Consider the following 13,787-nt stretch of genomic DNA (forward strand, 5'->3'; position numbering starts at 1 on the left):
AGGAATATCTCCATTCATACTCCTGAATACCTTCAGCAAGAATAAGTTTGTATCCTGATTATCTAGAATCTTCAGGCTAGGACTTTTTTATGCTGATAAATGCATTTTCAAATTCCTAAATATTATATAATGAAGAGAAAGTTACTTTCAGCTTTGCTGATAAGCGCTACGCTACAGTCATTTGCCCAAAATGAAGAACCTCAATGGAACGGGAAAATTAACAAATCCTGGAAAGCTTCAGAACCTCAAAAGGTGGAATATCTTAAGAAAGCAAAACCAGGCGCCCCAAACGTATTGCTTATATTACTTGATGATGTAGGGTTTGGTGCTACCAGTGCTTTTGGAGGCTTAATTAATACACCTAATTTTGATAGTCTGGCAAATAATGGATTAAGATATACCAATTTTCATACAGCAGGTATTTGTTCGCCCACACGTGCTGCATTGCTTACAGGAAGAAACCATCATGCTGTCAAAATGGGATTATTCCCTAATTATCACCTTGGTGCAGATTTCCCAAGCTATGATGGACATATTCTTCCGGAAAACGGAACAATCGCAGAAGTGCTCAGGGACAATGGATACAGCACTTATCAGCTGGGTAAATGGCACTTAACTCCAGATGAAGAAACTACAGATCTGGGGCCCTTTGTCCGCTGGCCTTCCGGCAAAGGCTTTGATCATAATTTTGGATTCCTTGGAGGTGCTACTGACCAATACAAACCAGATTTAGTAGAAGATAACCAACATATCAAGCCTGATGGAAGACATCTCAATACACTGCTGACAGATAAAGCAATAAGCTATATTGATAAACAAAACAGTATAGCTCCTGATAAACCTTTCTTTATTTATTATGCTACCGGAGCTGCTCATGCTCCTCATCAGGTAGATAAAGCATGGAGTGATAAATACAAAGGCAAGTTTGATCAGGGATGGGATGTATACAGAGAACAGGTTTTTGCAAATCAAAAGAAGTTAGGAGTTATTCCTGCCAATGCCAAGCTTCCTGACCGTCATCCTTTAATTAAAGCCTGGAAAGATGTTCCTGTTGAAGAGAAAAAATCTTTTGCGCACTTTATGGAAGTATATGCTGGCTTCCTTGAATATACGGACTATGAAATTGGACGTCTGGTGAGTCATTTGAAAACAACAGGTGAACTCGAAAATACTGCTATATTTATCATTATCGGTGACAATGGTGGAAGTAAAGAAGGTTCTGAATATGGAGTAATCACGAAGACCAATCGATTCAGTAATGCTAGCTTTACAAGAGATGAATACCGTAAATTTGTATTAAGCGAATTTGATAAGGTAGGAGGTAAAGAGGTAGCAAGTGTTGCAAACTACCCATTAGGCTGGGCTCAGGCAACCAATACACCTTTCAAACACTGGAAAGGTGATGCCAATTCTGAAGGTGCCACACATAATCCTTTGATTGTCCATTATCCTAAAGGAATAAAAGAGAGAGGAGTAAGGAATCAATATAGTCACCTGATAGATATCTTTCCTACAATTGAAGAGATTACCGGAGTTCAACAGCCTGAAAATATCCGCGGTTACAAACAAACTCCTCTTCAGGGAGCAAGTCTCTTCTATAGTGTAGCCAATGCAAATGCACCTTCAAAACACACGCAGCAGCACTATTGTATTTTTGCCAACAGAGCAATTTATAAAGATGGCTGGAAAGCAGCAGCAGCTCACAGACCAACGACACTTGAGTTATTCCCTTATTCTGATGAACCTAAAACTACCCTTGACGGAAACCCGGATAATGATATCTGGGAGTTGTTCAATCTGAATGAAGATTTTAACGAGCGTGTTGACCTTGCAGCAAAATACCCTGAAAAACTGAATGAGTTAAAAGCTCTGTTCGATTCGGAAGCTCGCAAGTATAATATTTATCCGCTTATAGACTTTGAACATGCTGCAATCAGACAAAAGCAGCTGTTGCAAAAGCAAATCGAAAAGCCAAGACAATAGTTTTGTTTATGTTAAAATATTTCAGTGTTATCATTTCCATTCACAGAAGACTCAATAAAGTAACCCTGGATTTTCAGACAAAGACAGCACAATAAAAAAATCTGTTACATTTCAGTTCTGATTTCCCCTTCGGTTTAAGCTACCGAAGGGGCTTCTTTTTAAAACAACTAACACTATGAAACGATATTTATTATTTACATTCTGCTTATTTACTACAACCTTGTTTGCACAGCAGCAGCCTTCAACTTCAGGAAATACAAATAAGGATTATAAGAAATTAGTACAACAACTCAAAAAAGGTGAGGTCTATCTTATCGATGTTCGTACGCCTGAAGAGTATAATGAAGGTAACTTGGAATATTCTCAGAATATAGATTATAAAGGAGGAAACTTTAAAAATAACCTTAATAAGCTGGATAAGAAAAAGCCGGTATATGTGTATTGCAGATCTGGAAACAGAAGTGGCAAATCTCTCGATTCACTTAAAGTTCTTGGATTTTCAAAGTATTATAACATCGGAGGATTTGAAAATCTGAAGTCAGACGGGATGCCTGTAAAGAAGCAGTAAATGGGGTATCGTGGTTTTACTACTAATAATCTTGTTTAAACAAGATTATTAGCAGATCAGGTAGAATATTGCCTGATTAAATTTTTATTTTGTTATTCCCGTTCATTTTTATTACCTTTCCTAATTAAAAGGCTATTTTTTAAGAGTATTTTCATATTTATGGAAAAGTCTGATATAGCAAAAGCAGCAAAAGGAGACCTTAAATCATTTAAGAAAATCTTTGACTATTACCTGCCCAGAATGAGGCCGGTATGTTTGAGGTATGTCCATACCGCTTTTGAGGCGGATGATGTCCTTCAGGAAGCTTTTGTTAAAATTTTTCATAATATCAGAAACTTTAAATTTGAAGGATCTTTTGAGGGCTGGATCAGAAGAATTGTTGTAAATACAGCCTTAGATCATTTTAAAAGGAATTCAACCTATTATTCTCACCTGAATATAGACCAGATTAATGAAAGTGAGACTGAAAGTGAAGAAATTAATCTGATCTCAGATTCGGAACCTTCAGAGCTTGTATTATTAGTTAATAAGCTGCCAGAAGGCTACAGAATGGTTTTTAATCTGTATGTATTTGAAGATTACTCTCATCGGGAAATAGCTGAAATGCTTGGTATTTCGGAGGGGACGTCAAGGTCTCAGTATTCAAAAGCAAAAAATTCTTTAAAAAAAATGATCACCGGGCAACGATTTGAAGTAAAAAGCACTCTAATAAATAGATTAAATTCTAAATGAAAAATTCAAAAGAAACGGATCTTTTTAAAGAGGCGATAAGGGAAAAATTCCAGGATGAATACCTTTTGACTGATAATGACAATGATGTTTGGAATAAGGTCTACCAGGAAATAAGTGATTCTAAATCTTTATCAGTAAATAAAAAGTTTAAGTGGTATTATGCAGCCGCTGCTGCTCTTATTATAATAAGCGGTCTGGCTGTCAGTATTTTTGTTTTAAAACAAAATAATACCTCAACTCCTGAGATGGCGGCCAAACCCATTGAAAGTCCTGAATCTTCTCAATCATCTTTAAATGATAATAAAATAGAAGAGAAGACTTCTCCTTCTTTATCTTCATTAAATACCAATAAGTCAAATATCAATAATGTAGGTACAGCATCTGTAAAGCCTATATTTGCGCATGCGGTGAAATATTCTTCTGAAGAAAAATCTGTTATTCAAAATCTTGAAGATGGATCTGTAGTTACATTAAACAATGCTACAGAGTTTAATAAGGAAAAAGTATTTCTTAATAATAGAAATGTCCAGATTGATGGTGAGGCATTCTTTGAAGTTAGTTCTGATAAAGAACATCCGTTTACAGTATACTTCGGCCAATATAAGCTTGTAGTAGTGGGGACAAAGTTTAATGTCCGAAACAGAAAAGATGAGAATTACAAAGAAATAACTGTTCTGGAGGGCATTGTAAAGGTATTTGATAACAATACTCCGGATGGTATCTTAGTAACCAAAGGACAACAACTAACAATACCTGTTGAAGGAAGCTCAATATTAAAACAGGTGGATGCGGAAAATTTCCTTTCATGGAAAACAGGAAAACTGGATTTTCGCAAAACCAGGCTGGAAGATATAGCTTTAATATTATCAAGGACAAAAGAAGCACAGATTACTGTTGATAATAACATAAAGAAATGTAAATTTACCGGAGATCTTTCAGGACTTTCAATTGATGAGGCTATTCAGGTGATAACCCTGACTAACGCATTGAAAGCTGAAAAGACTGAAGGTAAAATTCATTTAACAGGAAACAGTTGTGAGTAAATGGGTATTCTTATTTCTGCTAACCTTTACATCGTTCAACCTCTCTGCTCAAACCTCTGAAACAGAAAACGATTTCCTGCAAAACACCTCTACAAATCTTCTAAATAGAACGATTTACTTTGATTGCAAATCGGGAAGCCTGGATAATGCACTCATTAAGCTTTTGTCAGAACAAAACATTTCTATTTCCTACTCCTATGACAGGGTACAGGAGTTTTCGGTAAAAGCAAAACTCTTCCAATCAGAATCATTTTCCAAGGTACTGGACTATCTGCTTTCGAATACAGGATTAAATTATATTCTTGTAGGTAAAATCATTGTTATTGTTCCGGAAGATAAGCAGAAAGCACCTGAAAAGAACTCCGACACTATTATTAAAAGTTCTGACAAAGTGAGTGCTCATATCTATAAGCCCAATCAGAATCTTGAATATCTTCCGTATTCTGAGAGACGCAAAATACACAGGCATTACAAAGAGGAATTAAGATGGGCTGCAAAATTTAACCGTGAAAAAGATATATATGCGGTTAATCTAGACTCAATTAATAAAGAAAGAAAAAAATACGATCATAGTATCAGCAAGGCCCTTCCTCCTTATTACTTTTCTTTAGGAATAGGATTTACTGAATACACTCCAAAGTATAAGAATAACGAGAAATATAATGTAAAGAAAGAGCTAAATTTCTCCAGCCTGGTCAAGAGTACGCCTATGGGAAGTATAGAGCTGGGCTTGCATCTGGGAAATTTCCTGGTCGGGACAGGTTTTGAAGTCCGTTCTCTGAAAGTTAATGGTTACGGAAGTGGTTTGGCTTTAAGATCGAGGGGAGGGCGCTGGGAATATGAAAATTTAACAATTGGTTTCAGTGATGTCTATCATATATTCAGTATTCCTATTCAGGTGTCCGCATTTACTATCTGGAAACGATTTGTTTTCTCTGGAGGAATAAAAACAGGAATCAATATCATAAGTCCTAAAAAGGTTAATAAGAATAAATTCTCCAGCTATGTTGAATATAAATACAATGGAGAATCATACAGCGAGGAAATCAAAAAAATAACACCTCTTTCAGCTGTTAAAGCAAATGTAGGATATCTCATAGGGAAACGGACTATCGCTGCATTCAGCTCTTCGTATAGCTATAATTTCCCATGGTTTACTAAAAATACTGTCTATACGCTCTATCCGAATGGATTCACATTCGAACTTTCTGTCTCCTACTTTTTTGGCAACAATGATTTAAATAATCTTTTGAAGGTTAAGAAGTAATTGTCACCTTTTGAATAGTTTTCTTAAATGTTCATATCCTAGTTCTTTAGACTCCTGGATGGTAGCTCCAACCAGCTTTTTACCAATTCCATTTCTATGATGTTCTGGTTTTATAAAAAGCCTTTTCATTTCAGCTATTTTTGTGTCTTGTCTTTTTAATGCAACACACCCTATGGGTATATTACTTTTGAAGGCAAGCCATAATCCTCCATCAGGGCTTGAATAATATCCTGGGAGACCTTGTAATTCTTCTTCGAAACTTTGAAAACAGATATCAGAATTTAAATACTGTTCATATTCTTTGAAAAGTTTTTTGATTATTTCCAGTTCTTTCAAGGATGTGACTCTTCTTATCTGAATCATTTTGGTTGTCATTTTGAATGTATGCTGAGCATTTAATGCCAAGGTATGCACCGATGAAAGGAGCGGTTAAGTAAATCCATAAGGATTGTGTGTTGCCTGAAAGAATTGCGGGGGCTAGTGATCTGGCAGGATTCATAGAAGCTCCTGTTATTGGGCCTGCAAACATTGCTTCAAGCATTACCACTGAAGCTATTGCAATACCAGCCATGATGCCTTTTTCCTTTGTTCCAGTAGCAACCTGAGCAATTACAAAAAGTAATAAAAATGCAAGTATAATTTCAAGTACAAAGGATTGAAAATCTGAACCTGCTGGTAGTGTACTACCTAATAATTTTGATTCCTTAAATAGTAATCTGAGAACTGTGCTCGCCAGGAAAGCCCCGGTAACCTGACCTGCCAAATATTTCACAAATTCGGGTAAAGGTAACATTTGTTTTGTCCAGAAAGCAAAACTTACTGCCGGATTCAGATGTGCTCCGGAAATATCTCCCAGTGCATATATCATAGACATTACGATTAATCCAAAAGTAACAGCAATTCCAGCGTGTGTTATGGTTCCTCCGGTGATATCATTAATGATGATTGCACCCGTACCACAAAATACGAGTGCAATGTCCCAATTAATTCAGCTATGTACTTTCTCATTTTTTAGTTTCTTACAAGTGAAAAAATATACAGATTTTCAATTGCAATCTGTTTACATCTTTCATCATATTTTTCTTCCTGTTGTGGTGTGCCATCAAAAGCTTTAGGATCAACATAGGAGCAAGAGATGCGTAATTCTGTGCCGGGAATGATAGGGCAATTACCATCAGCTTCAGTACAGGTCATGATTGCACAAAGGTTTACTTTGGGGATTGAAGCATCTTCATAGGTCTTGGAAAAACAAATGATTGGAACTTCCTTATCGTCATATGTAACCGAATACTGTGGATTTTTTTCTTCACCTGTTGATTTGGATACTTTATATCCAGCTTTTTCTATTGATTTAATAGCATTGGGATTGAATGCAGTAGTTTCGGTCCCGGCAGAATAGGTATTTATATTTGTTATACCATAATATCTTGCAGCTGTCTTTCCCCATATTTGCCCTAAATGGCTTCTTCTGGAATTATGCGTACAGATGTAGATGAGTTCAGTAGATTTACCCGCATCTAATTTCTCTTGAACAAACTGACTGATTGTCTCTAATGTCTTTTTTCTTTCAACAGAGATGCTATCAAAAGATCTGATAGCATTCTGAATATAACTTTCAATAGATTGAAATAACATGAATTAAAAATTATTTAATAGTTAACAACACTTGGCTTCTGGACCACACCCACATTCTGTTTCAGGTCTTTCCGCATAAACAGTTATGCTGAAAACTCCAGATCCTTTTGATTTGAATTCGTTTAGTTGTTCCTGATTCAAATAATTTAAAAGAATTTCATCAGGAATATTAATCTGCTTTTCTTTCTGAATGGTGATATTGGAAAACCCTGAATCAGATAATATTTCCAGATAATCGCCTTTCTTAATTGCGCCAGAAACGCAACCTGCATACATCTCCGCTTCTTTCTTAATCGCTTCAGGGAGGTCGCCTTTTAATACAATATCTGAAATACTAAAATGACCTTTTGGTTTTAGTATGCGGAAGACTTCATTAAAAGCTTTTTTCTTGTCAGGAACTAGGTTCATTACGCAGTTGCTTACAACAACATCGGCTCTTTTGGAAGATAGAGGAATATCTTCAATATCTCCCAATCTGAATTGTACATTTTTGAATCCCAACTTCTCGGCATTGGTTCTGGCTTTTTGGATCATCGCTTCTGTCATGTCTATGCCTATGATTTCTCCTTCTTCACCTGCGATAGCTCTAGCGACAAAACAATCATTTCCTGCACCGGAACCTAAATCCACAACTGTATCTCCATTCTTGATTTGGGCAAATTCGGTTGGGAGGCCACAACCAAGGCCAAGGTCTGCATCGGGGTTGTATCCTTCGAGCCTTGAATAGTCTTCACTCATAATTGTATAAGTACCGGTTCCACAACTTCCGGCACCACAACAGCTGGTTTCATTTTGTCCTTTCGACTGTAATGCAATTTTACTGTATTCCTCTTTTACTATCCCTTTTAGTTTTTCATTTGTATTTTCCATTGTAATACAGTTTGTTTTAATTATATTGTTATAATGTAATATTACGATATATATGGGTAAAAAATTTTAACAGCACTTGGCTCCCTTATAGGAGCCGAACAGTTTACTAAAAGCCTCTTTAGCTTCATCCCAGACCTTTTCATCAATGCAGTAGCAAACGCTGGTGCCTTCAATCTCTCCTTTGATTAGACCTATCTCTTTCAATGCTTTCAAATGCTGTGAGACAGTTGCCTGGGAGAGGGGGAGTTCTTCTACCAGATCGCCGCAAATGCAGGTATTCTTTTTTAATAAAAACTCCAGGATAGCAATGCGGGCAGGGTGGCCAATGGCCTTTGCAAGGCTTGCCATTCTGTTTTGTTTATCGTTGAAGTTGTCTGTTTTGGTAATTCCCATATCAATATGGATTGTTAATTATAATAATGCAATATTACGATAAAGGTTTTTAGAATACAAAATGATTTTAAATAAATGTGGTAAATTGTTGATTTTCAGTAGGTGTTTGTTGTGGTGGTATTGGAAGAATTTTTGGAATTGAGTATCAGACTGATTTGGATTCTGTGCTCTTAGGAAGTTAAATTATCTCTAACTTGCACTTTTATTCCTTTAAATATGAAAACTAGATCGCTATCATTTGCTGTTTCGCCAGAAATTGGAAAAGTTTCTGCCGAGTTGATTATTCCTGATGATCCAATATGTATAATGACACTGGCGCATGGAGCGGGTGCGGGAATGAATCATGAATTCATGGTGTCGATTTCAAAGTCACTTGCCGAAAAAAACTTTGCGATACTTCGATTCAATTTTCCATTTATGGAAAATCAAAAGAGAAGACCTGATTCTCCTGCTGTAGCTCACAAAACGATTGAAGTGGCGATTAAAAAAGCCTATGAATTATTCCCTTCTCTTCCGGTGTTTGTAGCGGGCAAATCTTTTGGAGGAAGAATGAGTTCACAATATTTGGCAATGCAGCCGACAACTGATGTAAAGGGAATTATATTTTTTGGATTTCCGCTTCATCAACCTGGAAAACCTTCTTTAGAAAGAGCAGAACATCTAAAGAGTATAGCAGTACCAATGCTTTTTTTGCAGGGTACCAAAGATACTTTGGCATCGAATGACCTGATAGAGAAAGTTTGCGCTTCCCTTCATTTAGCAACCCTTATAACAATTGAAAAAGCAAATCATGCATTCAAGGCAGGAAAACAAGATCTCATGCCGATACTTATAGATTCAACTAAATTGTGGGTTCATAAGCAAATAAGAGGTGATACAAAATCGTGAGTGGCTATTTAAAATCCTCTCTCATTACAAAAGCGAGGACACATTATCAATATATCTCTTAACTGTATTACCCTCTACACAAATTGCACGTTTTAGAAAAGTGCGCCAGCTTCATGAGTTGGCAGTGGAGGGATAGCTGGAATAAATAAACACAATGCAGGCTAATACCAAAATGAAAAAAATAATATATCTATTCACACTTGGAGTTCTATTAATTCATCACTCAGGATATTGTCAATTAAATATCATAGAAATGGATAACTCAGAACAAGGTGTTAACAGTTTATCAATTAGTAAGGATTCTAGTTTTATTTTGGTTGGACAGAAAACTCATGTTGAATTAAATACAGGTTCCGAAATAATTAATCTACAAGGATCTTATGCGATTTTTGATAAGCATTCTCACAACATAATAACCTATTCAAATACAGATGAGTATAGCAGTAAACTTTATGTATATGAGTATAATGGCAAAGAACTTAATTCCTTTCCCATCAATGGCAGAATAACAGGCATTTGCAACTCCACAGAGCAAAACATATTGATTTCAGCAATTATAAAAAAAGGAGATGATGATTCAGGAATACTTTTACTATTGAATATTTCCAATGGAAATCAAAGAAGTATTTTTAGCCCAGTCATTGCAGAATTAACATCTGTACATCTATTATCCAATAAAAATATAGCGCTAACAGGTACAGGCAAAAACTATATAATTAATCAAGATGGAATAATAATTAAAGAAATATATGCACCGAGCCGGAGTTTTGGAAAGACAAGTTTAGACAACAAGCTGTTCCTAATTTTACAAGAATATTCTGATGGAAGTTATATAGATATTTATGGTGAAAATGGCGATTTTATTGAGAAAATTGAATTCAAACACCGTCACAATCCAGTAAATGGTACTCGCAGATGCAATGAATGTATTTCAAAATATGCATCTTTTGTAGATTTTGATTTATCCCCTGATAAGAAATTCTTAGTTGCAAAAGATCAAGAAGATAAAGTTTACTTACTGGACATTAACCGAAAATTGATTGAAATATACAATGCATCTGGAAGCTGGTCATTTATGACTTTTATAGATAATAATAGGTTTATCTACCTCGATCTAAATGATAAAAAAGTAAAGTTAATAAAAATTAAAAGCACGTAGCAAAGCTTAAGTCTATATGACTTCGGCTTACAAATGAGAGTACGTTTTTAATTTATGGTTTAAAGGATAGCTTTATATTACCTCGCTTATGCTTGAACCAGCGTAGCTTTTATCACTAACAAATAGGATAAAAGATATGATGAAGAAAAATTAACTCAATATAATAGAAAGGTTTTAGCAGAAGGAATGATTTAATTCCCTCTCTTAATTCAATTTTTCTTTAAAATGGTTGAAAATCTAACTAGATTGAATATCCGTAATGGATAATCTTAAAGATTGATATGAATTACAGGAAATTGTTGTTTTTTAAAGTTCTTTTCGTGCTCTCAATTAGTTTTAACTTCAGGGCATTCTCTCAGATTCCTAAACCTGCATTGGTAGGTTATTGGCAGAACTGGTCAACAGGCCTTAAACTAACTGATGTTCATGATGCTTATAATGTAATACAGCTAGCCTTTGGTACTACTGAAGGTTCTTCATTATCCAAAATCACTTTCAGTCTGCCATTGGATTATGAAAAGAATTCATTTATGGCAGATATTGATGTACTCCATTCGAAAGGAAAAGTTGTAATATTAAGCCTGGGGGGAGGCAATGATCCCATCAGGCTGGATAATGAGGAAGCGAAACAGGAATTTATAAGTTCTGTGAACTTTATTCTTCAAAGTTTTAATTACAAATTCGATGGTATAGATATAGATTTTGAATCAAGCTCAATGGCTTTCGGAAGTTCGTGGACTATGAATGATCCTGCACCTGCTCAGACAAATCTGATAGAGGCAATAAAGATACTGATGATTGATTACAAAAATGCTACTGGTAAAAAGATGTTACTAACAATGGCGCCTGAGACAGTTTACCTGATGGGAGCATTGAGTTCTTATCAGATTAATAATCTTAACGGAGGTGCCATGTTACCTATTATCGAGCAATTACAAGATGATATAGATTTGCTTCATTGCCAGTATTACAATGCAGGTGGAGCTGGAGGGGGTACTTTTGCAATTGATGGAATGGTCTATTTCGATGATAGTGATCCTGATTATATCACATCCATGACAGAAAGTATTATTAAAGGGTTTCCTTTGTTAAAGAACAAAGGTATTTATAAAGGTTTTCCAGCATCTAAAGTGGCAATTGGCCTTCCAGCTAAATCCAGTAGTTGTAACCTAGGAACAGGTAGTGGTTATAATAGTCCTGAAGATGTTTGCAGAGCTATAAAGTATATTCAAGGGGAAATATCAAAACCTTCGGATTTTACCTATACCCTTACTTCTTCATATCCAGATCTGGCAGGGCTTATGACCTGGTCGATCAATAAGGACAGGAATATATGTGAAGGAGTTTATTCATTTGCTGAGAATTTTTCTTGTGCTTTCGAGGCATTAACTGCGTTGCAGAATGAGTTAAATGAAAATAACGGAATTATTCTTTATCCAAATCCTGCCTCTGATTATTTAGACTTAAGATTTGAAGTCAATTTATATGGGGTAACCAATTTTGATATCATCAATGTTAATGGAGAAGTAGTGTACCAGGGAAGCATGTTATCAGGAGAGAAAAATTATAATCTGGATATCAGCAATTTTAAACCCGGTCTTTACTTTCTTGTGGTGCTTTCCAGCAATATGAAGTTGAACAAACGTTTTGTAAAATACTGATAATCTTGTTACCCCTTTCTCCCCGGTTGGTGAGACAATATAGCCGTCAACCTAAGAAATAACAAAGCCATTTTACATGGCTTTATTTTATTTTCCTTGTTTATTTGTGTGCGCTTCCTTCATTTAGCAACAACCCTCATAGAAATTGAAGGAGCAAATCATGCATTCAATGCAGGAAAAGGAGATCTCGTGTCGATACTTAGAGATTCAACTAAATTCTGGGTTAATAAGCAAATAAGAGGTGAGACAAAATCGTGAGTGGCTATTTAATATCCTCTCTCATCCTCTCGCATTACAAATGCGAAGCCGTATTATCAATATGTTTCTTAAATGTATTAATAAATCTCTCTAACATAAATTACACGCTTTATAAAAGCGACGCCAGCTTCTGAGTTGATATTCGCGGGAAATCTGGGGTTCAATCAAATATATTTAAAGCCTGAAGGGCTGATATGTCATGTGAGATTTTTAAAACCCAATAGTCCTCGTCCTAGCAAGGGCTATTGGGAGCTTAATTTTATCTTACAATCAAACATTCCTGTCGCCTTCCTTTTTCTGTTACTATTTCAATTACATATGTTTCGGGTTTTAATTCTTTGGTAGATATTGAATTCATATTACACAACCATCTATTTGATTAAGAATACGCCCATTTAAATCATATATGCTGGTTGAATAGTTACTTGTTTTATTGATTTTAAATCAATATTTATAGTTACAGGCTCACCTGCCAAAACAGGATTAGGGAATATTAATGGAGCATTACCAGTAAGCAAAAAACGTTTTCAATTCTTCTTTTTGTCCATCAATGTCAAGTTGAACAACTTTGATATAGCAGGAGGAGTTTAATGGAAAAGAATAAGAGTATTCAGTAATTCCGGTAGTATTATTCATTCCTTCAAGAAATCCTGTTGCCAGAAAGTTTATACCATCTTCACTTTTATATATTTCAAATCCTGCATTGTTTTTCTCAGTTATGGTTTTCCACTTGAGCACTATGCGTGAAGATTCCATCTTATAAGAAATGTCTGTTAATCGCACAGGTGTTACAAATACCAGGAAGAGTGTAAGAAAGGGATTAATATTGCCTAATGATGTGGATGGAAGATGACCTAAAAATCCGGATCCGTCTATAAATCCTGAATTCTGAAAAGTGCCATAGGAGGACAATAGACCATTGACTACAACTCCATTGCTGTTATTGACGAAGCTATTTAAAATAGTTATCTGGGAAAGTGCTCCTACAATTAAACCTCCTGATTGGACATTAAGATCAGTGGTTAATATTTGCACGTTCATTAAGTCTAATACGCCTCCCTTGATAGTGATAGAACTGCCATTTAATGTTTGCCCGTTGTCAATAACAATACTGCCGCCGGAGCTTATTGTTATATTTGTGTAATTCAGGTTATTGCTTACCGTCACATTGTCTGTTTCCGATGGTAAACAGTTGCAAGAAGGCCCACCTGGGGTTGTTGACCAATTGTTTGGATCGTCCCATGATCCATCATTAAGACTATAAAGGTTTGCTGAAAAAACAGAGTAACAGTTAAAGTATATTAAGGAGAAAAGAAAAAATTTATTCATG

14 protein-coding genes are annotated in these 13,787 nt (G+C 35.6%); 8 read left to right on the forward strand and 6 right to left on the reverse strand.

What is annotated here, in order from left to right; all coding sequences use genetic code 11:
* The first annotated feature begins 129 nt into the window (after positions 1 to 129).
* The 5 genes from J7604_RS20360 to J7604_RS20380 all read left to right on the forward strand — a co-directional run bounded on the left by J7604_RS20360 (position 130) and on the right by J7604_RS20380 (position 5,593).
* Positions 130 to 1,983, forward strand: a complete 1,854-nt coding sequence (locus J7604_RS20360; RefSeq protein WP_293899955.1) for an arylsulfatase — start codon at positions 130 to 132, stop codon at positions 1,981 to 1,983.
* Between the two features lie 175 nt (positions 1,984 to 2,158).
* Positions 2,159 to 2,551 (forward strand): rhodanese-like domain-containing protein, encoded by a 393-nt coding sequence (locus J7604_RS20365; RefSeq protein ID WP_293899958.1) that lies wholly within the window; start codon positions 2,159 to 2,161, stop codon positions 2,549 to 2,551.
* A gap of 159 nt (positions 2,552 to 2,710) precedes the next feature.
* Positions 2,711 to 3,283, forward strand: a complete 573-nt coding sequence (locus J7604_RS20370; protein WP_293899961.1) for an RNA polymerase sigma factor — start codon at positions 2,711 to 2,713, stop codon at positions 3,281 to 3,283.
* Positions 3,280 to 4,326, forward strand: coding sequence for a FecR family protein (locus J7604_RS20375; protein ID WP_293899964.1), 1,047 nt, complete (start codon positions 3,280 to 3,282; stop codon positions 4,324 to 4,326). Before J7604_RS20370 ends, J7604_RS20375 begins: the two co-directional genes overlap by 4 nt.
* Positions 4,319 to 5,593, forward strand: a complete 1,275-nt coding sequence (locus tag J7604_RS20380) for an STN domain-containing protein (RefSeq protein WP_293899967.1) — start codon at positions 4,319 to 4,321, stop codon at positions 5,591 to 5,593. The genes J7604_RS20375 and J7604_RS20380 overlap by 8 nt, the downstream gene beginning before the upstream one ends.
* A gap of 3 nt (positions 5,594 to 5,596) precedes the next feature.
* On the opposite strand, the gene J7604_RS20385 is transcribed toward J7604_RS20380, so the two are convergent.
* The 5 genes from J7604_RS20385 to J7604_RS20405 form a co-directional block, all read right to left on the reverse strand.
* On the reverse strand, positions 5,597 to 5,929 hold the full coding sequence (locus J7604_RS20385; protein ID WP_293899970.1) for a GNAT family N-acetyltransferase: 333 nt from the start codon (positions 5,927 to 5,929) through the stop codon (positions 5,597 to 5,599).
* A complete protein-coding gene (locus J7604_RS20390; protein ID WP_367113596.1) occupies positions 5,886 to 6,581 on the reverse strand; it encodes an aquaporin in 696 nt (231 codons plus the stop codon). The genes J7604_RS20385 and J7604_RS20390 overlap by 44 nt, the downstream gene beginning before the upstream one ends.
* A gap of 23 nt (positions 6,582 to 6,604) precedes the next feature.
* A complete protein-coding gene (locus J7604_RS20395; RefSeq protein ID WP_293899973.1) occupies positions 6,605 to 7,228 on the reverse strand; it encodes a protein-tyrosine-phosphatase in 624 nt (207 codons plus the stop codon).
* A gap of 21 nt (positions 7,229 to 7,249) precedes the next feature.
* Positions 7,250 to 8,098 (reverse strand): arsenite methyltransferase, encoded by an 849-nt coding sequence (locus tag J7604_RS20400; protein ID WP_293899976.1) that lies wholly within the window; start codon positions 8,096 to 8,098, stop codon positions 7,250 to 7,252.
* Positions 8,099 to 8,164: 66 nt separating this feature from the next.
* On the reverse strand, positions 8,165 to 8,491 hold the full coding sequence (locus tag J7604_RS20405; RefSeq protein ID WP_293899979.1) for a helix-turn-helix transcriptional regulator: 327 nt from the start codon (positions 8,489 to 8,491) through the stop codon (positions 8,165 to 8,167).
* Positions 8,492 to 8,707: 216 nt separating this feature from the next.
* Between J7604_RS20405 and J7604_RS20410 the strand changes: the two genes are divergently transcribed.
* From J7604_RS20410 to J7604_RS20420, 3 genes are all read left to right on the forward strand, one after another.
* A complete protein-coding gene (locus J7604_RS20410) occupies positions 8,708 to 9,379 on the forward strand; it encodes an alpha/beta family hydrolase (protein WP_293899982.1) in 672 nt (223 codons plus the stop codon).
* 172 nt (positions 9,380 to 9,551) lie between these two features.
* Positions 9,552 to 10,538 (forward strand): hypothetical protein, encoded by a 987-nt coding sequence (locus J7604_RS20415; RefSeq protein ID WP_293899985.1) that lies wholly within the window; start codon positions 9,552 to 9,554, stop codon positions 10,536 to 10,538.
* Positions 10,539 to 10,819: 281 nt separating this feature from the next.
* Positions 10,820 to 12,199 carry a glycosyl hydrolase family 18 protein gene (locus tag J7604_RS20420; RefSeq protein ID WP_293899988.1) on the forward strand — a complete coding sequence of 460 codons (1,380 nt, stop codon included), beginning with the start codon at positions 10,820 to 10,822 and terminating at the stop codon, positions 12,197 to 12,199.
* Positions 12,200 to 12,961: 762 nt separating this feature from the next.
* On the opposite strand, the gene J7604_RS20425 is transcribed toward J7604_RS20420, so the two are convergent.
* The gene (locus tag J7604_RS20425; protein ID WP_293899991.1) at positions 12,962 to 13,786 is read right to left on the reverse strand and encodes a hypothetical protein; all 825 of its coding nucleotides are present in this window, start codon (positions 13,784 to 13,786) and stop codon (positions 12,962 to 12,964) included.
* Between the last annotated feature and the right edge of the window lies 1 nt (position 13,787).

This window comes from Sporocytophaga sp. (genome assembly GCF_017745095.1).
Classification (GTDB): Bacteria; Bacteroidota; Bacteroidia; order Cytophagales; family Cytophagaceae; genus Sporocytophaga.